This window comes from Peribacillus sp. B-H-3 (assembly GCF_048572925.1).
In the GTDB taxonomy this organism is placed as follows: domain Bacteria; phylum Bacillota; class Bacilli; order Bacillales; family DSM-1321; genus Peribacillus.
The window spans coordinates 4,265,777-4,288,481 of sequence record NZ_CP183879.1; the positions used below are offsets into that span (position 1 = coordinate 4,265,777).

Annotated in this window: 18 protein-coding genes, 1 pseudogene and 1 other annotated feature; of the genes and pseudogenes, 7 read left to right on the forward strand and 12 right to left on the reverse strand. The window is 40.1% G+C overall.

Translation table 11 applies throughout. The features are described 5' to 3' along the window. Positions 1-31 precede the first annotated feature (31 nt). The 4 genes from ACN6MY_RS21255 to ACN6MY_RS21270 form a co-directional block, all read right to left on the reverse strand. Positions 32-400, reverse strand: coding sequence for a MerR family transcriptional regulator (locus ACN6MY_RS21255; protein ID WP_419881947.1), 369 nt, complete (start codon positions 398-400; stop codon positions 32-34). A gap of 788 nt (positions 401-1,188) precedes the next feature. Then, on the reverse strand, positions 1,189-1,683 hold the full coding sequence (locus ACN6MY_RS21260; RefSeq protein ID WP_419881948.1) for a GNAT family N-acetyltransferase: 495 nt from the start codon (positions 1,681-1,683) through the stop codon (positions 1,189-1,191). Between the two features lie 163 nt (positions 1,684-1,846). Next, on the reverse strand, positions 1,847-2,881 hold the full coding sequence (locus tag ACN6MY_RS21265) for a serine hydrolase domain-containing protein (protein ID WP_419881949.1): 1,035 nt from the start codon (positions 2,879-2,881) through the stop codon (positions 1,847-1,849). A 515-nt stretch (positions 2,882-3,396) separates the two neighbouring features. Beyond that, a complete protein-coding gene (locus tag ACN6MY_RS21270) occupies positions 3,397-4,692 on the reverse strand; it encodes an IS110 family transposase (protein ID WP_419881950.1) in 1,296 nt (431 codons plus the stop codon). Positions 4,693-4,965: 273 nt separating this feature from the next. On the opposite strand from ACN6MY_RS21270, the gene ACN6MY_RS21275 reads away from it, so the two are divergent. Further along, entirely contained in the window at positions 4,966-5,778 is an 813-nt protein-coding gene (locus ACN6MY_RS21275) for a polysaccharide deacetylase family protein (protein ID WP_419881951.1), read from the forward strand. Positions 5,779-5,990: 212 nt separating this feature from the next. Here the strand turns inward: ACN6MY_RS21275 and ACN6MY_RS21280 are convergent. Continuing rightward, positions 5,991-6,924 (reverse strand): annotated as a pseudogene (locus ACN6MY_RS21280) (IS110 family transposase); the annotation flags it as partial. Between the two features lie 13 nt (positions 6,925-6,937). Between ACN6MY_RS21280 and ACN6MY_RS21285 the strand changes: the two are divergent. Then, positions 6,938-7,294 (forward strand): transposase, encoded by a 357-nt coding sequence (locus tag ACN6MY_RS21285; protein ID WP_419881952.1) that lies wholly within the window; start codon positions 6,938-6,940, stop codon positions 7,292-7,294. A gap of 72 nt (positions 7,295-7,366) precedes the next feature. Here ACN6MY_RS21285 and ACN6MY_RS21290 read toward each other — a convergent pair whose 3' ends face one another. Continuing rightward, positions 7,367-7,732: a DUF4440 domain-containing protein gene (locus ACN6MY_RS21290; protein ID WP_419881953.1), complete on the reverse strand. Its 366-nt coding sequence runs from the start codon at positions 7,730-7,732 to the stop codon at positions 7,367-7,369. A gap of 135 nt (positions 7,733-7,867) precedes the next feature. Beyond that, positions 7,868-8,551, reverse strand: coding sequence for an HAD family hydrolase (locus tag ACN6MY_RS21295; RefSeq protein WP_419881954.1), 684 nt, complete (start codon positions 8,549-8,551; stop codon positions 7,868-7,870). 347 nt (positions 8,552-8,898) lie between these two features. Here ACN6MY_RS21295 and ACN6MY_RS21300 point away from each other — a divergent pair, with 347 nt between their 5' ends. After that, entirely contained in the window at positions 8,899-9,177 is a 279-nt protein-coding gene (locus ACN6MY_RS21300) for a hypothetical protein (protein ID WP_419881955.1), read from the forward strand. A 344-nt stretch (positions 9,178-9,521) separates the two neighbouring features. Here ACN6MY_RS21300 and ACN6MY_RS21305 read toward each other — a convergent pair whose 3' ends face one another. Beyond that, a complete protein-coding gene (locus ACN6MY_RS21305; RefSeq protein WP_419881956.1) occupies positions 9,522-9,935 on the reverse strand; it encodes a VOC family protein in 414 nt (137 codons plus the stop codon). A gap of 783 nt (positions 9,936-10,718) precedes the next feature. Then, on the reverse strand, positions 10,719-11,975 hold the full coding sequence (gene tyrS / locus ACN6MY_RS21310; RefSeq protein ID WP_419881957.1) for a tyrosine--tRNA ligase: 1,257 nt from the start codon (positions 11,973-11,975) through the stop codon (positions 10,719-10,721). Between the two features lie 56 nt (positions 11,976-12,031). After that, positions 12,032-12,250, reverse strand: a binding site (T-box leader). Positions 12,251-12,396: 146 nt separating this feature from the next. Between tyrS and ACN6MY_RS21315 the strand changes: the two genes are divergently transcribed. After that, positions 12,397-15,294, forward strand: a complete 2,898-nt coding sequence (locus ACN6MY_RS21315; RefSeq protein WP_419881958.1) for a transglycosylase domain-containing protein — start codon at positions 12,397-12,399, stop codon at positions 15,292-15,294. A 41-nt stretch (positions 15,295-15,335) separates the two neighbouring features. On the opposite strand, the gene acsA is transcribed toward ACN6MY_RS21315, so the two are convergent. Then, positions 15,336-17,054 carry an acetate--CoA ligase gene (gene acsA, locus ACN6MY_RS21320; protein ID WP_419881959.1) on the reverse strand — a complete coding sequence of 573 codons (1,719 nt, stop codon included), beginning with the start codon at positions 17,052-17,054 and terminating at the stop codon, positions 15,336-15,338. Positions 17,055-17,446: 392 nt separating this feature from the next. On the opposite strand from acsA, the gene ACN6MY_RS21325 reads away from it, so the two are divergent. Genes ACN6MY_RS21325 through ACN6MY_RS21335 form a run of 3 tightly spaced genes read left to right on the forward strand, consistent with a single transcriptional unit; the run spans position 17,447 to position 19,929 of the window. Then, entirely contained in the window at positions 17,447-18,079 is a 633-nt protein-coding gene (locus tag ACN6MY_RS21325) for a GNAT family N-acetyltransferase (protein ID WP_419881960.1), read from the forward strand. A 27-nt stretch (positions 18,080-18,106) separates the two neighbouring features. Continuing rightward, the gene (locus ACN6MY_RS21330) at positions 18,107-18,751 is read left to right on the forward strand and encodes an acetoin utilization AcuB family protein (RefSeq protein ID WP_419881961.1); all 645 of its coding nucleotides are present in this window, start codon (positions 18,107-18,109) and stop codon (positions 18,749-18,751) included. Beyond that, a complete protein-coding gene (locus tag ACN6MY_RS21335; RefSeq protein WP_419881962.1) occupies positions 18,748-19,929 on the forward strand; it encodes an acetoin utilization protein AcuC in 1,182 nt (393 codons plus the stop codon). The genes ACN6MY_RS21330 and ACN6MY_RS21335 overlap by 4 nt, the downstream gene beginning before the upstream one ends. An 82-nt stretch (positions 19,930-20,011) precedes the next feature. Here ACN6MY_RS21335 and ccpA read toward each other — a convergent pair whose 3' ends face one another. Further along, positions 20,012-21,013, reverse strand: a complete 1,002-nt coding sequence (ccpA, locus tag ACN6MY_RS21340) for a catabolite control protein A (protein ID WP_419881963.1) — start codon at positions 21,011-21,013, stop codon at positions 20,012-20,014. A gap of 486 nt (positions 21,014-21,499) precedes the next feature. Further along, positions 21,500-22,576 (reverse strand): bifunctional 3-deoxy-7-phosphoheptulonate synthase/chorismate mutase, encoded by a 1,077-nt coding sequence (locus ACN6MY_RS21345; protein ID WP_419881964.1) that lies wholly within the window; start codon positions 22,574-22,576, stop codon positions 21,500-21,502. Between the last annotated feature and the right edge of the window lie 129 nt (positions 22,577-22,705).

The window sequence follows — 22,705 nt, forward strand, 5'->3', positions numbered from 1 at the left end:
TGTAAATGGAAAAACAACTTTCTGCTTAATTTCAAGAAAAACAGTCGCCTATTTCATTTTCATAAAAATTAATTTTATTATCCAGATGCTCTAAACTTTGACGAAGCTTCTCCAAATCTTCCACTACTTTTTTTCGATGATTTTTTAGTAGAGCTAACCTTTCTTCCATTGTTCCATCCCCGATATGCCCCCACATGGCAAATTGCTTCATGTCTTTTAGAGGCATCCCCGTATTTTTTAGATGGAGCAGTGATTCAATCCATAATTTATTTTCATCCGAGTAGATTCTGACATTGTTATCGTCTCTGTTTACTTTTATTAACCCTTCCTTTTCATAAAACCTCAATGTATGTTCGCTTAACCCAACGATTTTAGAAAATTCTCCAATAGAATATGTCAATATAACCGCCTCCATTTAAATCTGATATGTCTATTTCTTCTTTCTTTTTTAATGTGACACAAAGTAAGAGTAATACTTAGAGTTTACTCTAAGTCAAGAAATTTTAATTCCTCTGTCCGTTTTGAGGTACTTTTCAGAAGTTATAAACCTATGGCATATAAAAAAGCAAAACTCGCCGCATATTGGCGAGTTTTCTTTACTATAGTTATCCGATTCTTTATTCAAATAAACTGCCCCATTAGTGCAATAACAAAAAATGGCTACCGCAACTGCACTCCTTGAATAATTAACGCACCCCTTTGGTTTAATAAGGTGCAAATACAACGCAGTATCTAAGTTAACTATTTAGACAACATACACGTTACAGTGAGTTTACAAATAGCCGGTTAAAATTTTTCAACCAAAACCTTAAAGAGTTTATTCAGTAAGCGAGAGAGAACATAGAAGAAAAAGAAATTAAAAACAAATCCTAGTACTTGAAAGTTAAAACAAAGGGTTCGAAATGATGGTAAACTTCAGCAGGAAAACCAAATATACGGGGGTACCTACCATTGTTAACACCGATCGCAGGGATAAATGCTGAAATGAGAGTTACAGCAAGACTAATTAGTTGTATTTTCCTTTTATTCAAAACAGATCCTACAAGTGATTGAGTATTACAATATGATTCTATATTGGCTTTTCGAATTCCTTTTAGAACAAATACTGATAAGTAATACAAAAAGGCTGCTAAAGCAGCCGTTCATATTAAACTAACGCACCCGTTAGTTGAAGAATAGTAGTGTATTTTAAAAGTAACTGGGGATATCAAATGTTATGGAGTCGAGACCATTTTCTTTTGAGTAGTACATACAAACACTATTTTCATATTTTTGACTTTCATTTGGTAGGACAATAAAGCCTAATTTTTTGTAAAAATCTGTCCCAATATCACTATACAGGAAAAAGTTATTACAGTTTTCTTCCTTTTCTAATTTATTTATTGTTTCTTTGACTAATACAGAGGCATATCCATTTTTTCTTAAATGTATTGGAGTAGCGATTGAACCAATCCCCTTTACAATTAACTCTTTTGAAGGATTAAGTTCATATACGATGAGAGAGCTTAATAATTCCTCTGTATCTGTTGCTTCAAGAACGTACCACTTCCCCTTTTTGTATTTACTGGAATCCTTACACATTGTTATATATTCTTCGGATGACATATTATCACCCCAAAAATCAAAACCCATCATATAAATCTTTATCATATCTTCTTTTGTCGCTTCCCTAATTCTTTTCAAAGTATCTCTCCTTATGTTGGTATTTGGCTATACAATCTCGTTCATCTTTTAGGTTATTAAGACCTCTATTCTTATCGCACAAACCTGCCCTTTAGTTACACAAGAAAAGCTGCCTAATAACAGCTTTAATCGTCAACTATGCACCTAAATCGATGTGAAATTGTCAAACATTAAAGGATTGTATTTTCAAACAACTCATTAGAGTATCTCCGAAAGACCTAACATCAGATAGATAATCATATCCTTCAGGTGAACCAAAGCTATTAAACATACGGACTGCCACCAAGTTTTCTTGTGGGATTACCAACAAAGTAACACCTGTATTACCTAGTATCTGGTATGAACCTTTTGGAACTCCTGAACCTATCTCTGATTTCTTAGCAGGTAAATCTTTTACAAACCATAAGAAACCATTTTGCGGTAAGTCTTGATCTATAGCTGTTGGGCTGTGTACCGATGTAGCCAATTGTATAATCTCTTTTGGAACAATTTGTTTTCCGCCTATGTATCCTTGGTTGAGATGTAAATAGCCCCAAAAGGCTAATTCACGTGCAGACACATACATATTCTTCTTGTCGCCTGCTGTGCTTTCACTTGTTTTCCACTGTGTATCTCCATATCGAAGGATTACATCCACAAGTTTTTCGTTCCTGTGTGCATACCAATCGGATTCAGAAAAACCTAAAGGCGTAAATACCAGCTCGTGAATAATATCTGATACTGTTTTTTTCGTTGCCCTCTTTATAATTTGAGTCAAAGCATCTATGCCAACCTGCCGGTATGTCCAGTTCTGCCCTGCGGGATATTCGCGAAAGACAGTTTGCTCCTTTTGATGTAAACCGTGCGTATGAGTTAATAAATGCCTGATTGTTGTGTCCTGCCATATGCTAACTTCTAATTCCGGAAGGTATTTCAACACTGGGTCATCTATACTGTCAATGTAACCGTAAAATACAGCATAGGCGACAGCAAAACCAATATAACTCTTTCTTACGGAAGCTACGTGAAATTGAGTATCCTCCTTCACTATTCTTGCTTCGCTTTTGTTAGATTGTTTTCCGATATATTCTTCTAAAACAATGGAGTCATTATGAATAACAAAAACAGAAGCTCCTGAACAAATTACTTGGTTAAAGGTGGCATTAACGTGCTCTAATATAGGAGAAAAATTATGATTTCGGTTATATGTAAGAAACAAATTTACAGTACCTCCAGTCGCTTATTCATACAGCTATATTAATTCTGTTTTTTTGTTAATTATCCTCTATTTAAGGAGTTACAACGAAAACCTTCTTCCACTAACCTCCCTCAATAAACAAACACTTATCTCTTAATTACGCAGTTTTTCACCATATTGCTATCTAACTTGTTTTACTTTACAGATTTGATTAGAGAGAAAAGAACACAATCAAGCAGTTTAGGAAGAAAATGAGCGCAAGAAACTAGCCAACCTTCAGTTAATTTCAAAAAGTTGGATAAATAGTTATGTACGCACCAATGGATATCCACATCTCTTACGGGGGTCTACCCTCCCAAGTCTCACAGAGTCTAAGCTCCTACATTCCTTCGTTCAACCTTTCCATAAGGTGGATGTCGGTCATGCTGCCCCACAGGATCTAAGTCCTTACGTTAGTTTCGTTGCCGACTAATCCCATGCTGATTTTGTCCGTTCATCTTTTCAAACTTATTTGTTAATAGTTAGTTTTATAGTGATTAAGCTGCTATTGGTTCTTGGATAAATGCATGCATATGGGGGATGTCCTTCAACATCTTCTCCTCTTTAAACACAAACTGCTTCTTCCCAATAGAGAAGAGTATACGGATGAGCTTATTACACAAAGCAATTAAAGACTGCATCTTTTTCAACGGATTATCAGGTCTTGTTGTGTAATAATGATGCAGGGCTTTAAAGGCTTTATTCTTAGCTACTAGAATCATAGATGCCCGAAACAGTAGTGCCCTTAATTTCTTTCGACCACGTTTCGTAATCCTGGTTCTCCCTTTATGCTTTCCAGATGTATTTTCTTTTAAGCTGAGTCCTGCCAGTTTGGTTATCTGACGAGGATGATTGTATTCACTCAAATCGCCTACTTCAGCGAAGAAACCCGCCACTGTATCGCGTCCAATTCCTGTTATCTCTAACATTTGATCAACGCCTGGAATATCTTGAAGCAGTGTATCCAGAGTTTGGTCAAGCTCTTCGAACTTGGCTTGAATGAGTTCATACTTTTGAATTAACGTTCTTAATTCCATTTTAGCCATCATGGCGCCCTGACGAATGCCAATCGAGCGATTGGCGGCTTCTTTTAAAGCTTGAATCTTCTTAATCCCTATACTACGTTTCACTGCTTGCCTTAGATAATCCAGTAATTCTTCATCTGTATATTCACCTATTTCGTAAGGTAAAGCATCGAGTTTTAATAAATGAAGAGCTGCCTTCCCTTCCCAACTTTTAAAAACGGTAAAGAACTCTGGAAAATATCGATCAAGCCAGTTGTGTACCTGTCCCTGCACAATTTGTAAGTCCACATTTAATAGATCGCGTAATTTCTTAGCCACACGCAGTTCCGCGAAAACCCCTTGTGGTATGGTTGGTTCAGCGTATCTACCATCTTTGACTAGTTGTGCAATGACTTTTGAGTCTTTTACATCGTTTTTAGTTGGAGAGTTATCGTCTAGCTCCTTACTGTGCTTGACGTGTAAAGGATTGACCGTTACGAACTTAATCTGTTCCTCCTTTAGAATATGAGCTAAATTAAGCCAATAATGGCCTGTAGGCTCCATCCCAGTAATGACAGACTCCATTTCGCATGACTCTTTTATTTGATTAATCCAATCAATAAATGTCTTAAATCCTTCTTGGGTATTATCAAAAAAGCAAGTAGTACCTAGCTCTATTCCACGATAATCCTGCGCTCTAGCTACATGATGATGTTTGGCAATATCAATACCTATTACTAAGGTTTTAGGTGTGATTTGAGCTATTTTATGATTTTGGTTATAATTCATAGTGAGACCTCCGAGTAGATATTTTGTCCCTTTTAGCTGGCCAGCTCAGGACACATTTATCTTATCAAGAGGTCTTTTTTCTTTCAAATCGTATTTTCACTTATTACAGGAATGCTGCCCTTTAGTTGAACAAGCACCTTTCACCTTATCTTTTATTGCGCAAAATCTTCTAAATGTGCAACTAAATCCTGCCAATCATTTCATTTCATGTTTCTCATTAAATATTTTAATAAGGGCATCATAAATCAAGTCGTTAAATGAGGAGTGTGTCCAATGAAAAAAATATTGTTTTTTATCTTTCTTTTATTGATTCCTTTCTTCTCCTTTCAAATAAATGTGTCCGCATCCACAAAAAGTCGTGAGGAATATGAAAAAACTGGACATGTTATTTGGGAAGTTAACACAAAGGAAAAATTAGTTGCCATTACTTTTGATGATGGACCTCATCCGTTTTTTACCCCACAAATACTTGATATATTAGCTAAATATGATGCTAAAGCCACCTTTTTTGTAGCTGGTAATAAAGTAATAAGATTTCCTGAACTATTAAAACGGGAAGTAAAAGAAGGACACGAAATTGCCAATCATACTTATCATCATATTTACGGAAATATTACATCAGCAAAACTATCATCAGAATTAGAAGAAACAGATAAAATTATACAGAAGTCAGTTGGTTTAAAACCGACTCTTTACCGCCCAGTAGGTGGTTTTTATAATGATTTAATTATTAATACTGCTTTAAAAAACGGAAAAGATGTCGTTTTATGGTCATGGGGTCAGGACTCTCGTGATTGGGCAAATCCACCCGCAAGTCAAATTTATAACAATATAACAAAAGGAGTAAAACCAGGTAATATCATTCTATTTCATGATTGGCATGGTAGTGAATATACTCAGACTTCTCAAACCGTTATTGTATTAGATAACATTTTGGGGTTTTTATACGATAGAGGGTATAAATGTGTAACTGTATCTGAATTGCTCTACCAGTCGACACAAATAATTCCAGACTCTTTTGAAATTTATCCTACAAAAAGAGAAAATTTTCGCATAAGGAGTCAAATGCACATAAAAGAGAGATAGATTATCATCTCTCTTTTTCCACTAACCTGCCGCGTTAGCTGAAGAACAAAAAGCTGATGTATCAGCCCTCCTTCTTTAACTAAACCAGCTAATAGGAGTCAAGAACTTCTTAATAAAATATTTGTTCTTCCGTGTTATACTTTTGAAGGCACGCCAAATAACCCTCCAAATACCGTTTGGAAAGTTTTTCATTAGCTGTTTTTTCCTGTTGATTAAGCCCTATCTAGGGAATGCACATTTCTTTTTAGGATTGCATAAATCCAGTTGTAACAGCTTGTTTACACAGGCTATCATTGCTACTTTTGAAGGCTTTCCTTCATTTCGTTTCCGATCATAATACTCTTTTAGCTTCTTGTTCCTGGAGCTTCTTATACCGCATAAAATGGCCATATACAAAGCGTGCCGTAATCGGCTTGAACCTCGTTTAGTAATATGATTTATAGTAGCTGTGAACTTACCTGATGAATGGACACTTGGATCTATTCCTGCGTAAGCCACAAGTTTCTTAGGGTGATTAAACCGGTCAATTTCTCCGATTTCGGAAATGATCGTTGCAGCGATCTTTCCTCCTATACCGGGAATGGATTGGATTATCTTACATTCTTTAATTTCTACTGCCAAGACATCTATCTCTGCCTCTATACTGGATAGGTGTTCTTGGTACTGAAGAAGCATATAGATATACATATCCAAACTGAACAACTGACTTTGTTACACACCTTGTTGGAAAGGATTTCTCTCAGCCGAAGCTATTAATTTAGCTGCCCTCTCCCTGGCCCAACCCTCCGACCGTTTTATACGCATTCCAACAATTCTCTCCAGTATCTTTGCTTCACCAGTCCTCAGAACATCTTCAGATGTAGGAAATTCCTTTAAAACCTGAAGAGAGACTTTTGAAAATAGATCTCCAAAGACTCCCCTATATTCCTGAAATACCTGGTCAAGAATTGTGTGGAATTGAAGTTTTACCTGAATGTAAAGGTTCGTAACGGTTTCGTATTGCCTTGATAAGGTTCTCAGATTTAGAAGTCTTAGACCTCTTTTCTTATAAGGCTCAAATTCTTCCTTGTAATAAAGAACACAAAGATTATATGCATCCACGGCATCGGTCTTTACCTTCCTAAGGCTTGTTTTCTTGGCTTGATATATAGCTACAAGAATGGCTGAGCAAATTTTATCCGAAATTGGGACTGATATAAAAAAACAGTTTCCAAGTGCAGCTCATATGTGTTCTTGGGCAGGCTTGGTTCCTGGACATAACGAAAGTGCTGGAAAAAGAAAATCAGCTAAAACCAAAAAAGGAAACAAATATTTGGAATCAGCATTAACAGAAGCAGCTCATTCTGTAAGAGGATCAAAAAATTACCTTGGAGCACTGTATCGGCGTACAGCATCACGAAAAGGTAAGAAGCGAGCAGGAATTGTCGTCGCTCATGCCATGATGAGAATAGCTTATTATCTCTTAACACGAAAAGAAATGTATGTAGACCTAGGCGAAGACTACTTTGATAAATGAGCTGCGTCTTATTAAGTATTGCCTCGTTTACTAAATTACAGAAGTTTATTTTCATGGTAGTTCATTAAGTAACTAAAGCGTAGGAGTTGTTCTTGTACCTTGGTGAAAGAACATTTTCCATCTTCCATCTCTAAATTTCCAAATTGAACTTCGCAATGAATGTTGATTTTTTACTTCGTTAAAAATTCGGTAGGTAGTTAACACTATTTCTTCAGACAATGGATGTATTTCAAAATCACTCAACTTCATCTTTACCTCACCTATTCCTTTTTCACTAATACCCTCATCTTTGTACAAGACTTTACCAGAACTTCCAAATTCAAAAAAATTGTCTGCAAGTAAATTATTAAGCTCTTTTTGAGATGTACGAATTTCTGGTTTTAACAACATCTCTTCCAGTTGACGTAAATTTTCTTTTAATGAAGATTCACTTTCCATTTTCCACACCTCTCTTTTACTGTTCATTATAAAAATAATACCAGATACTCTCTTTTCCCTCTTCAATCTAACCTGTCCCTTTAGCTCTATAAGAAAAAAGCGACACTTCGTTATTGAAATATCGCACCTATTAGTTCAAGAAGATTTAATATTAGATTGTGTTAAATTTTCAATGATTAAAGGTAATTCCGCCAAATCATCTACTATAAAATCTGCTTTGACATTGTTCCATTGAAAATCTTTTTTCCAAATTCCCTTCATCCCTACATTTTGAGCAGCGTTCACATCATTTTTTGGATGATCGCCAACAAATATACTTTCATTAGGTGAAACATTCAGTTGCTCTAAGGCTCTCTTAAATATTTGAGGATCAGGTTTTTTAATTCCTTCCCATTCAGATACTAATATCTTTTCAAAATATTTTTTAATACCTAAAGCCCTTATATTATCTATCTGAAATTGTCCTTTTCCATTTGTAATCATTCCTAGAACAAGATTGTTACTTCGTAATTTTTCTAACATGCTAATAAGATTTGGAAATGGGACGCAACTATTCTTAAATTGGCTTATATAATCTTGAAGTAAATCTTCCCAAGTTATCCCTGTAATATCAAATTCACCAGCCAATTGTTGATATACTTTATCTTTCCAAACATAACCTCGACAATCTAACTCTATGAACCTTGATGTGTATTTCTCTTTCGGTATATGTCCTATCCATTTATTTAATCTTTCATATTGTCCGTCAATAAATTTTTGTAGTGAAGCATCTCTATTTAATAAAGTTCCATCTAAATCAAAAATCACTGCATTAATCACTTTTCCCCCACTCCCTAACAATTACATAATTATCTATTTCGTTATACTTACTCCATTTTCCTTGTTGAACTATCCTGCCCCTTTAGTGGAATAAAAAAAGGTGCCTAGCAGCCAATCGGTCTTCAAATAACGCACCAGTTATTGAAGATGGTTTTTTAATTTTTAAATAGTGCCTAAAATACATTTAAATAATGTAACATTAACCCGAAATCAAAATGTAAACATTCTGTCACCGTAATACAGTTGATGTTAGGAATTTGAAAGTATAAACTTTACTTACTATATAGGGAGTGATTAGGCTGAAAACAGTAACCGCTGATAAGATAATATTCAAGAAAAAATTTTCGATGATTGAGCAATTTGCAATCAAAGATTTCCTGTTTAAATGGGTTGGAAGACCAACAGAAGGATTAGATGACTTTCTACCACTCGAGTACACAGAAAGTGTCTTTGCGAAGATGGAGGCAAAACAGGTAACAGCTTTACTCATTAATGGGGATGAACATTTCAGATATGCGACAATATCAGAAGATAATCAAATTGTTATAGGTGTTGTAGATTCGAATAAAGAGTTAATGCATAGAATTATTTCTCTGGATGAGATTTTAATAGGTAAGCACTTGTAAAATGCTTACCTCTCTTTTTCGTCCAATTTGTATAATCTCCACAAAATTTTCACTTAATTCTTCAGTTTAATTATAAAAGATTCTCCAATCATCCTCCGCCCATTAAATCAATAAGAAAAAGCCGCCAAGAACAGCAGCTGGATCTTCAACTATTGCAAGCTTTAGTTTAAAAACAATTCTTCACAAACTAAAATTTCAGCAGTTTATAGCATTCTCAACAGGTAATGGCCACAAGCCTGTCTAAATTGCTATATCCCGTTACATGTGTATCCTGCCCCTTTCATTTAAATAGATGTATGTTCAGCAATTTCAAAAACATTTCCGAAGGGATCTTCAAAAGCAGCTTAACGAGCTTCTGTAGGTATTTCGTGTAAAAATTTTACACCCTTCGATTTCATTTCATAAAATGTCTGCTCAACAGAATCCACCTCGAATACTAAAACTGTTCTAGCTTCGTTTGAATAATCCCCCGCGCCTCCATTCTTTTCGCACTTAAACGCAACAAGCTGCGTACCTTCTAACTGGAAAATTAATTTATTTTCCTTCTCAAGTATTATAGGCATCTCTAGCAGATTAGCATAAAACCTTTTTGCTTCATTGAGGTCTGAAACAAATCCATCACATTTCCTAATTTCATCTAGTATTCTCCCCTTTTTTGTTTGAATTTCTGCGGTCAGTTTTTTCACTTTCAATGCTGATTTAAATTGATCGCTAGTTTCTGCTACTTTGGATTCGTGTGAACTTACTATGGACTTCAATCCTGAACCTTATGCAGAGAGATAGTTATCTAAAGGAGCTGTTCTCGTTACATTGCTTGTAACTGTTTGTATAGCAAGCGAGCAAATAAATGGATAATAGCATGGCGCCAGATTACAATAGTATGTCTTTTTTAGTTTTCTTCATTCAATCATTCCTTTTCTTTAATCACGCTTACTGACTCCTCATTCTTCCCCCAGCCTGCAGTACGGTTCATTTTTGGAGAAATAAGAGTTAATAGAAGGCTGTTTTCGTACGTTTTATTGCTATGGAACAAGGGGTTGATTTCCGCTTCAGGATGCTCGCTTTCCGCGGGGCGGGCGGTGAGCCTCCTCTGCTTCGCCTGCGGGGTCTCACCTTCCCGCTAATCCCGCAGGAGCGCTTTCGCTCCAATCAACCACATTTAATAATGAGATCCCCTCACAGAACTCAGAAAAAACAACAATCTTTAAGAAAGAGCCTAATAGAAAGACACCACAACATTTTATAGAAAGAAAATTTAGCCCGACCCCCATTTCATAATCCTTGCTCTTTCCTTTGGCCGAAATAATTTAGACAACCAAATTCGTCAGCAGCTTTGTCTATTACAGGGAGCTTTAAGAAAAGCCGGCCCTTTACAACAAGGCCGGCTTTTTCTATGAATTATTTAAAGTGTTTGCATTCCTAAGCGTACAGACAAGGATAGCTGGTTTCTGCAGCAAGTGCCAGCCGCCGCGGGAGTACTCACCATCTGTACTCTTTAACAATTGGTCAAATCAAATATCAGTATTGAGCATCTACAGTCCTTATTTAATAAGTGTATATTTCTTTTTCCCGCGGCGGATCAATGTAAATTGCCCTTCTATTGCATCACTTTCCGATACCATATATTGAAGGTCTGTTACTTTTTCGCCATTTATGGAAATGGCCCCGTTTTGGATATCTTCGCGTGACTGGCGCTTAGATGGAGAGATTTTCGCGTCAACCAGCAAGTCCACTAGGCTGATTTCGTCTTTACTGTTTCTTTCATAGCTTGGGACATCCTTGAAGCCCAGTTTGATTTCGTCTGCAGTTAAATTCTTAACCTCACCGCTGAATAGGGCAGCAGAGATTTTAATAGCCTGCTGGAGTGCTTCTTCTCCGTGTATCATGCGGGTCATTTCCTCTGCAAGTGTCTTTTGGGCCTTTCTTAAATGCGGTTCAGTTTCAACAGCCTGTTCAAGGGCTTCAATCTCTTCGTGAGAAAGGAAGGTAAAGAATTTCAGGTATTTAACAACATCTGCATCTGCTGTATTAATCCAAAATTGATAGAATTCATATGGAGTCGTTTTTTCAGGATCCAGCCAGATAGATCCGCCCTCACTTTTCCCGAATTTCGTTCCATCCGCTTTTGTTACTAAAGGAATCGTCATTCCGAAAGCTTTTGCGCCTTCATCATGCATTTTCCTTATCAGCTCAAGGCCTGTTGTGATATTGCCCCACTGATCGCTTCCGCCAATTTGCAGCCTGCAGCCATTATGGTCATATAAATGGTTGAAATCCATTCCCTGAATAATGGTATAAGTGAATTCTGTAAAAGAGATCCCGGTTTCAAGGCGTGAAGATATCGTGTCTTTTGCAAGCATGTAGTTAATGCCGATATACTTCCCAAAATCCCGCAAAAATGTCACCATATCTATTTTGCCGATCCAGTCATAGTTATTCACCATAACGGCTCCATTTTCACCTTCGAATTCAAAAATCTTTTCTAATTGCCCTTTAATGCTATCGGCATTATAAAGGACCGTTTCAAGCGTCTGCAGCTTACGTTCCTCGCTTTTCCCGCTCGGGTCGCCAATCAGGCCTGTCGCTCCGCCTACAAGGACAATCGGGCGATGTCCGTGCTGCTGAAACCTGCGCAGTGTCAAGAAAGGAAGCAAGTGGCCAATATGCATGCTGTCTGCGGTTGGATCCACCCCGCAATATAAGCCTATTTTCTCATTATCTAATAAAGTTTTCAGGCCTTCTTCATCCGTCTGCTGGTAAATAATGCCTCTCCATTCCAAATCTTTAAGCAATTCCATGTTATATCCTCCTTTGATTTCAAAAAAGTCCAAATAAAAACGCCCCTTCAAATAAATGAAGGGACGAATAAGTTCGCGGTACCACCCAACTTGAGGACACTCCTGTCCTCCGCTTAATACGGATAACGGCCGCAATCCGCCTGCCGCTAGCCTGTATGGTTCACAGCAGATGCTCAAGGAGGTAATTCATCAAACAATATGTACCGGTTTCCACCACCCACCGGCTCTCTGAATACAGGGATTGTTTCACTACTCATTCCTATCATAGCGTTTCAAAAATAAATATTTAGATAATGAATTTTTATCACATTCACAGGCAGCTTGTCAATTACGAGCGGGTAGTTTTCTGAAAAATATCTAAAGAAAGCCTTTTCCATACCTGTTCTATGCTATAATGTATGTGATTTCAGGGGGTATGATAATGAAAAATAATCAAGATGCATCACCTGCGTTTTGGAGCAAGCTGACAGGTTTCCTTCAAAGCAAAAATACAAAGAGATATTCAAGAATTACCTATCAAGTCATTTGGAATTTAATGCTTTTACTGATTATAATCGGTGTTCTTGGGTTTTGTTTTGCCGGGGGAGCCGGTGCAGGATATTTCGCTGCCCTCGTTAAGGATGAGCCTGTCCGCCCAAAAGCAGAGCTTAAAAAGGACATTTACAACTATGAAGAGACCTCTGAATTATACTTCGCGAACAATACATATTTAGGAAAGCTGAATTCAGACCTCGAACGCGAACAAGTGACCCTCGACCATGTTTCCAAATACTTATCAGATGCTGTGGTAGCCACAGAGGATGAGTATTTTTATGAACATCATGGAGTCGTTCCAAAAGCGCTGATGAGGGCCATTTTCCAGGAAATGACCAACTCCTCTGTACAGTCAGGCGGAAGCACTCTGACACAGCAGCTTGTCAAGAATCAGATTTTAACGAATGAGGTTTCTTTTGACCGTAAAGCAAAGGAAATCCTGCTTGCACTGCGCCTGGAAAAATTCTTCAGCAAAAAAGAAATCCTTCAAACGTATCTTAATGTTTCTACCTTTGGAAGGAATTCCTCAGGACATAATATTGCCGGTGTTCAATCAGCTGCAAAAGGACTATTCGGCAAGAATGCCAGCGATTTGAACATCCCTCAGGCTGCGTTTATTGCTGGTCTACCTAAAAATCCATTCGGCTATACGCCATATACACAGCAAGGCAAGCTGAAGGAGAATCTGGATCCGGGGATTCTTAGGATGAAAACGGTTCTGAAAAGGATGCGCGACGGAAATTATATCACCCAGAAGCAATATGAAGATGCCCTTACATATAATCTCGTAAAAGATTTCATCGGACCGGTGCCGTCCCCGTCCAAAAAGTATCCATGGGTAACCTATGAAATTGAAAAGAGATCCATTGATATCCTTTCAGTGATACTGGCAAAAAAAGATGGCTACACAGAAAGTGATCTAAAGAAAGATAAAGACCTTAATCAGCAATATACCACTTTGGCAAGCCGGAATCTCCGGCAAAACGGGTATAAAATTTACTCGACGATAAACAAAAAAATGTACGACACGATGCAAAAGGTGAAAAACAATTATCCATATTACGGATATGACAAGCAAGAGGAAGTCAAAGATCCTGAAACAAAAAAACTCAAAACAGTTACAGAGCCTGTAGAAACAGGAGCTATGCTGATCGAAAATAAAACAGGTAAAATTCTCAGCTTTGTCGGCGGAAGAAATTATAAAAGAGAACAAACCAATCATGCCACTGCTGCCCTCCGCCCTAATGGATCGACGATGAAGCCGCTGCTTGTATATGGACCTAGCATTGAACTGGGAAAAATTTCTCCTGCATCACCTGTTGCCAATGTGCCGATGTCCTTTGGCGGCTGGTCCCCTGGCAACTATGGGGGAAGCTTCAGCGGTCTGACAACCGCACGGCATGCACTGGCACAGTCCTATAATGTGCCGGCAGCGAAGTTTTATATGGACATCATCAACACCCGCCCAGTCACCTATCTGGAGAAAATGGGCTTCACCTCTTTAACAAAAGATGATTACACATATTCATCCATGGCATTAGGCGCCATGCAAAGAGGTGTGACTGTTGAGGAAAACGTGAATGCTTATTCCACTTTTGCCAATTCAGGTAATTTTGTTGATGCCTATATGATCGACAAGATTGAGACCAAGGACGGAAAAGTCATTTATCAGCATAAAGTAAAACCTGTTAAGGTGTTCACACCGCAGACTGCTTATCTCACACTTGATATGATGCGTGATGTCGTCAATAAAGGCACGGCTGCCTCTGTGAATAACCGTCTTGCCTTTTCATCAGACTGGGCAGGAAAGACAGGAACCGGACAGGATTATCATGATGCCTGGTTCGTAGCTACGAATCCCAATGTTACATTCGGCACATGGATTGGCTATGATACTCCAAAGTCACTGAAAGGGTATTATAAGGGACTCGAATATAATAAGCGAAATCTCTATTTATGGGCTGAGTTAATGAATGCCGCTTATAAAGTCAAGCCAAGCCTGATCGACCCTGAAAAAAGGTTTGAAATGCCAGGCGGTATTGTAAGACGGCCTGTCTGCGGAAAAGGCGGCACGCTTCCTGCAAGTGTCTGTGAAAGCTCGAAGGAAGGTGCAACCGATTTATTTAATGCCAATTTCCTGCCAGACAAATCGGACAGCAACCTTATTGAAACCCGATATGTCCAAATTGGAAATAAACGGTATGCAGCCCTTTCTTCTACGCCAGATGAATTTGTCAGTACAGGTACAATCATTAATCCCGATTATTATGAAAAATTGGGAGGCAAATATGTAAAAGATCCTGGCTCGCTCATGCCAAAAGGAGATGGAGGTACTGCGGCGGATTCATTGCAGGACAACGGATCAACTCCATCTGCCCCTTCTATCGGCACAAGCGGCAGCTCCATTGTTTGGAGCAGCCATCCGGAATCCGATGTGATTGGCTACAGAATTTATAAATACGGCCAAAAAGCCAGCAGCATCAAAGCTGGAAGCTCGCTTTCCTACAGCGGCGGAAGCGGTTCGTACTATATAACCGCGGTGGATATTGCCGGAAATGAATCCGCACCGTCCAACACCGTCAGTATTGGGGATGCGAGCCCGCAAAAAGATACAAAACCTAAAGATGAACCAAAGAAACAAGAAGACAAAGTAAAAGATACATCCCCTAAAGATGATTCGAAGAAAGAAGAAAATAAAGTAAAAGAAACAAAAAAAGATCCTAAACCGGGTGAAACAAAACCTGTGGAACCAAAGAAACCAAAAAGCAGCGATAATAAAGAATAGAAAAAGCATCCCGGCAAATCAGCCGGGATGCTTTTCTGTGTTCAATCTTCCATTGTGGACAGGTCTCCTGCAGGGAGATCAAGCTCCCAGGCTTTAAGAACACGTCTCATGATTTTGCCGCTCCTTGTTTTAGGAAGCTTATCCCGGAATTCTATTTCGCGGGGTGCAGCATGTGCGGCGAGTCCATTTTTAACGAACTGGCGGATTTCCTCTATTAGCTCATCACTTGCCACATATCCGTCTCTCAGTGCAATGAAGGCTTTAATGATCTCTCCGCGTACAGGATCAGGCTTTCCAATTACGCCAGCCTCTGCAATGGCAGGATGCTCCACCAGCTTGCTTTCCACTTCAAATGGACCGACACGTTCACCCGAAGTCATAATCACATCATCCACACGGCCCTGGAACCAGAAATAGCCTTCTTCATCCATATACGCTGAATCCCCCGACACATACCAGTCACCAGGCATAAAATATGATTCATACTTAGCCGGATTGTTCCAGATGGCATGCATCATCGATGGCCAGCCCTTCTTGATGGCCAAATTGCCCATGCGGTGCGGCGGCAGTTCATTGCCCTGGTCATCAACGATGGCAGCCTTGACTCCCGGAATCGGTTTCCCCATGGAACCCGGCTTGATTTTAATGCTTGGGTAATTGCAGATGACCTGTGCGCCTGTTTCAGTCATCCACCATGTATCATGAATCCTTAGATTAAATACCTTCATCCCCCAGCGGACCACTTCCGGATTGAGCGGCTCGCCTACGCTCAGGATATGCCGCAGTGAGCTGAGATCGAACCGCTTGACGATTTCATCGCCTGCGCCCATCAGCATGCGGAAGGCAGTCGGTGCACTATACCAGACTGTAACACCGAAATCCTCGATTGTTTTATACCATGATTCAGGTTTAAACCGGCCTCCGACAATCACGTTGGATGCTCCAGCAAGCCAAGGGCCAAATATTCCATATGATGTTCCTGTTACCCACCCTGGATCTGCTGTGCACCAGTATACATCCCCATCCTGCAGATCAAGCACCCATTTGGCAGTCTGGAAATGCTGGATCATTGCGTTATGAACATGCAAAACTCCTTTTGGCTTTCCAGTGGAGCCGGAGGTGTAATGCAGAATCAGTCCGTCTGTACGATCCACCCACTTTATTTCAAAACGTTTGTCAGCTTCCTTCATCTTTTTATTAAAGTCATACACATTTTCTTCTTCTGCAATATTTTCCCCCACAAGGAAAATATGCTTTAGATCCGGCAACTCACCCACCGGTACACGAGGAAGCAGCTCAGGCGTCGTAATCAGGACCTTTGCTTCGCTGTCCTGCAGCCGGTCCTTGACTGCTCCTTCCATGAAAGCCTCAAACAGCGGGCCGACAATCGCTCCCGCTTTAATGGTCCCTAACAGCGCAAAATACAGCTCAGGAGAACGCGGCATAAAAATGAAGACGCGGTCGCCCTTACTTACACCAGCATATTCTGTCAAAATATTTGCCGCTTTATTTGTGTAATCTTTCAGTTCTTTAAATGTATACTTCTCGTCTCTTTTTTCGTCTTTGTAGTAAAGGGCAATGTTATTTTTCTTAGATGATTCTGCGTGGCGGTCGACGGCTTCATAAGCCAAGTTCACTTTTCCTGTTTCAGACCATGTAAATTCCTTTTCTGTTTCAGCCCAATCAAACTGCTTATACGTTTCATCATAATTTTGCAGATTAAAATGGCCTTCCATTACTGGCAGCGCTTCCACTTTCATACAACATACTCCCCCTCTATTCGACTTTACTTCTTTATTATAGTATAGAAAACTTTTATTCTCAATTTTTTAAATATTCATCTTTTCCTTTTTCAGGAAATGTATTAGCCAATCTATCGACAAGGTTTGATATAATCATAGGATGAAAAGGCTGTCCTCTGAAATGCGGATTCGTTATAGCAGAAGAATGTATGCACGAAACCCAAACAGCGGCCGGCAGGCACTAAGCTTCAAGAATTGAGGAGCCCTAAAAAGGGTATAAAAGCCCGTAAGGCCAGAATCCAGTTTATCATCAGCGTGGATGAGAGAAAAAATCCCCTGACGGAAGTTTCACTTGCCTGTCTGATTTTTTAGTATAATGGAAGAGACTATTTTCAAGAGGCGGTGAAGAAATGGAGCATATTAAAAGATATAATGCCGTGGAGCTCGGGACCAGCCAGGGGACATTGATTATTGAAGGCCCTATTTCATCCGAGAAGCTTGCCAAGTATGAATTTCATGAACATTTGGTTGCGTTTCGGCCTCCCTCGCAGCAGCACAAAGCATTAATTGAGATTGCAGATTTGCCAGAGGGCAGGATTATTATTGCCCGCCATCAAAACACGATTGTGGGATATGTCACATATTTATATCCTGACCCGCTGGAAAGATGGTCGGAAATAGAAATGGAAGATTTGATTGAGCTTGGCGCAGTCGAAGTCATACCGGAATTCCGGGGTGTTTCCGCCGGAAAAAATATGCTGAAGGTTTCTATGATGGATGATGCTATGGAAGACTTTATCATCATTACCACGGAGTATTACTGGCATTGGGATTTAAAAGGGACAGGACTGAATGTCTGGGACTACCGAAAAATCATGGAAAAAATGATGAGTGCAGGCGGCCTGGTCTATTACGCGACAGATGATCCTGAAATCAGTTCGCACCCTGCAAATTGTCTGATGGCCCGGATTGGAAAAAGAGTGGACAGAGAGTCCATTCAGAAGTTTGACCGTTTGAGATTTATGAATCGTTTTATGTATTGACGGGAATCAGAGGAGGAGGAATAAAATATGATTGTTGAAAAAATCATGAAAACAAATCTCACCGTGCTTACCGAAAATGATACGATTCACCGTGCCATAACCTTAATCAAGGAAAAACAAATCCGCCACATACTGATTGTAGATGATGATTTTCATTTAATCGGTCTTGTAAGCGACCGGGATATACGTGATGCTGCCCCTTCCATATTCCGGACAGAGGAGTTTAAAGAAGACCTTCAAAAGCCGCTGAGCCTGATTATGAAGAAAGAATTGATTACAGGGCATCCGCTTGATTTCGTCGAAGAAATTGGAGCCATTTTTTGTGAAAACAGCATAGGCTGCCTCCCTATTGTAAAAGGGAAAAAGCTAGTGGGCATCGTCACTGGCACCGATTTGCTTCACTCTTATGTCGAGCTTACGGGCGCCAATAAGCCTGGCTCGCAAATCGAAGTTCAGATTCCCGACAAGCCAGTGGTGCTTCATTCTATTTCAGGCATTTTCAAGAAAAGAAAAGTCAATATACACAGTTTGCTCGTTTATCCCGCTGATGATGAAACACATAAAATCCTTGTTATCCGTGTACAAACCATGAACCCTTTTGCTATTGCAGAAGAATTGCAAAAAGAAGGCTATTTAGTTCTTTGGCCCATGCGGCAGGAGCTTCCATTATGAAAAAAGAAGCCGTATTCGTTTACTCTGATGAACTTCTTGCATATAAATTCAAAGAAGGCCATCCTTTCGACCAGAAAAGACTGGGGATTACCCTGGATTTATTAAAAAAACAGCATGCGATCAATGAAGAAGATATCGTGAAGCCCAGAATGGCGACAGATGAAGAATTAATGCTCATACATGATCCATCATTTGTAAACGCTGTCAGAATGGCCGGCCAGGGCAAGCTTTCCGGGGACCGTGCAGATAGCTATGGTCTTGGAACCGAGGATACACCCATCTTTTCAGGCATGCACGAAGCATCGGCTCTGCTGGTTGGCGGCACACTGACCGCTGCAGATTATGTGATGTCAGGCAAGTCCCTTCACGCCTTAAATCTTGGCGGAGGACTGCACCATGGCTTCCGCGGCAAGGCCTCAGGATTTTGCGTGTACAATGATAGCTCTGTTGCCATTAAATACATCCAAAAGAAATACAATGCAAGGGTGCTTTACGTAGATACCGATGCCCATCACGGAGATGGTGTGCAATGGTCGTTCTATGATGATCCTTCCGTCTGTACCTTTTCCATTCATGAAACCGGGCGCTATCTGTTCCCTGGGACAGGCAATATCAATGAGCGGGGCCAAGGACAGGGCTATGGCTATACCTTTAATTTGCCTGTAGACGCATTTACTGAAGATGAGTCGTGGCTTGCTTCCTACAAAACTGCTTTCAGGGAAATCATTGAATTCTTTAAACCAGACGTGATCCTTACCCAAAATGGAGCAGATGCTCATTATTATGATCCTTTGACACATCTTTCCGCCACTATGAACATATTCAAGGAAATTCCGCGGCTGGCACATGAGCTGGCACATGAATACTGCGGGGGCCGCTGGATTGCTGTTGGAGGCGGCGGCTATGATATTTGGAGGGTTGTTCCGAGAGCCTGGTCCATGATATGGATGGAAATGGCCGGATACAGGCAGACATCCGGAGCCTTGCCAGCTGACTGGATATCAAAGTGGCAGCCGGAGTCTCCAGTACGGCTGCCTGAGCACTGGGATGACCCAGATGGCATTTACACGCCGATTCCAAGAAAGCCGGAAATCACCGAGAAAAATGCTCAAACTATGGAAAAATGCCTATATCCAATCAGGTCCTACAAACCGGCTCCTGACAACAAAAGTCCCTAGCTTCATGAATATCTAATCCAAAAACAGTGTCTGCCGCTCCAATTCAAAGCAATAAAATAAAAAACGTCCCGCGGGACGTTTTTTATTTTGTAGATTGGCGTTTTTCAATACGATGAGGAAGAGTAACGGAAGCATCGCCTTCTACTTCTTCTTTATTCATCAATTTTGTCAGAAGCCTCATAGCTACTGCGCCAATATCATATAAAGGCTGCACGACCGTTGAAATCTGCGGGCGGACCATTAATGTCAGGCGGGTATTGTCAAAGCTGATTACCTCAAAATCATCCGGAACATTAAAGCCTTTATCCTGTGCTGCATGGACGATGCCAAGGGCCATTTCGTCAGCGCCTGCAATAATTGCCGTAGGCTTCTCCCCTGCTTCAGCAAGCTTTTCAAATGCTTCAATTCCTGAATCGTAGGTGTAATCTCCTTCCACAATAAAATTTTCACTTGCTTCTATATTAGCTTCCTGTAATGCACGCTTATAGCCAGCAAGCTTTTTTTGGTTAACAGGCTGTGAAAGGTTACCTGAAACCAGTGCAATCCTTTTATGGCCATTGCGGATAAATTCCGAGACGGCATCATAAGAAGCTGCTTCATAATCGATGTTGACTGACGGAACCTGCCCGCTGTCCTCCACCGAACCTGCCAGTACAATCGGCACCGGAGATTTCTTGAATTCCTCTATATGTTCTTCAGTAATATTGGAGCCCATAAATACAATGCCGTCCACCTGTTTGCCGAGCATGGTATTCAGCAGGTGAAATTCTTTGTCCCGGTTTTCATCCGAATTGCTCAGGATAATATTGTATTTGTACATGGTTGCAATATCTTCAATTCCTCTGGCAAGCTCTGCAAAGAAAATACTGGAGATATCCGGAATGATCACTCCCACTGTTGTCGTTTTCTTGCTCGCTAGACCTCTTGCTACTGCATTAGGGCGATAGCCCAATCTATCGATGACTTCAGATACTTTCTTTCTTGTTGCAGGCTTTACATTTGGATTGCCGTTAACCACACGGGAAACGGTGGCCATGGAAACATTTGCTTCGCGGGCCACATCATAAATCGTTATATTATTCATCTTCCCACTCCTCCATTTCTTTTACTTTCTCCTTAAAATAGCGGATTATTTCCGATATTCCATAACTTTTTCATATTTTTCCCGCATTAACAGGCAGTAATCTCCTCTGCTTCACAAGATTGGAAACCAAAGCATGGGATAACTGCCCGTAAATGCCAGTTCAACGAACCATCAATGAAAAATAAGAAGACCTCCATTGATGGAAGTGTCACTTTATACATCATCCTTATTTCAGCGCGAGCGACTCATTTCTATCTTTGTTCATTTGTGAGCAATAAAAAGAGCAATCCTGGTGGATATTTGGAGCACTCTTAGGCATATCAATAATCAACGGACTTGTACTTTATTTTATTATCATACGATAGTAGAACCCTTACTGCAATGTATGAGCCCTTATTTAATCAATTTTTTAAAGCAAAACGCCCATTCATCTTGTGAAAGGGCGTTTGCGGGATCAATTATTGGATTCTTGCTTGCAGGTACTTATTATACAGTGACCCAGTTCAGCTTTTGTATTTCAGCAAAGAAATCATCAAACTGATCTAAGTCCATTTGCTGTGCTGAATCAGATAAGGCAACTGCCGGATCCGGATGGACCTCCGCCATGACACCGTCTGCACCAATGGCAAGGGCAGCCTTGGCTGTCGGCAGAAGCAGGTCGCGCCGGCCTGTAGAATGTGTCACATCTACCATGACAGGCAAATGAGTTTCTTGTTTCAGGATCGGAACAGCGGATATGTCCAATGTGTTTCTGGTTGCACGTTCGTAGGTACGGATTCCGCGCTCACATAAAATGATGTTTCCATTGCCTTGAGACATGATGTATTCTGCTGCATGAATAAATTCATCTATCGTAGCAGCAAGCCCCCTCTTGAGCAACACAGGTTTGTTTACAGAACCTGCTGCTTTCAGCAATTCAAAGTTTTGCATGTTGCGTGCGCCAATTTGGATAACATCCAGGTATTCACATGCAAGTTCTATATCATTTGGATTTACGATTTCACTGATGACCGCAAGTCCATATTCATCTCCGACTTTTTTAAGGATTTCAAGGCCTTCTACTCCAAGTCCCTGGAAATCGTAAGGTGAAGTCCGCGGCTTGAAAGCCCCTCCGCGCAAAAGCTTAAGCCCTTTTGCTTTTACTGCTGCTGCAACCGTTGCTACCTGTTCGTAAGATTCAACAGAGCATGGGCCAAAAACAAAGCTTGGAACGCCATTGCCGATTAATTCGCCTTTTAAATTCACAATTGTATCTTCAGGTTTTTTCTTCCTTGAAACCAATAAAGTCTTTTTCTGATCTTCTTCTTGAAGACCAAGCCCAAGCTTGAATATTTCTTTGAAAATGTGTTTAAGAGAGGCAGCCTCAAGAGGGCCTTCATTATTCGCTTCAATTAAATCGAGCATCTTTCTTTCACGGACGGGATCATAACGATTCACACCCTGTTTTTCTTTTACCCGGCCAATTTCCTGCACAAGCTCTGCTCTTTTGTTAATTAGCTGCAGTAAGTCAAGGTTTACTCCATCAAGCTTTTCGCGTAAAGCATCAAGATCTTTATTGCTCATTATAATCCATCCTTCCATAATAAAATGAGTGCTGATTCAGCCGCCAGGCTTCAAACCTGCTTGCCAGCCGGAAAATTCATATAAAATCATGCCACTTATCATTCCATTTCCGGTAACTTTTATGAAATA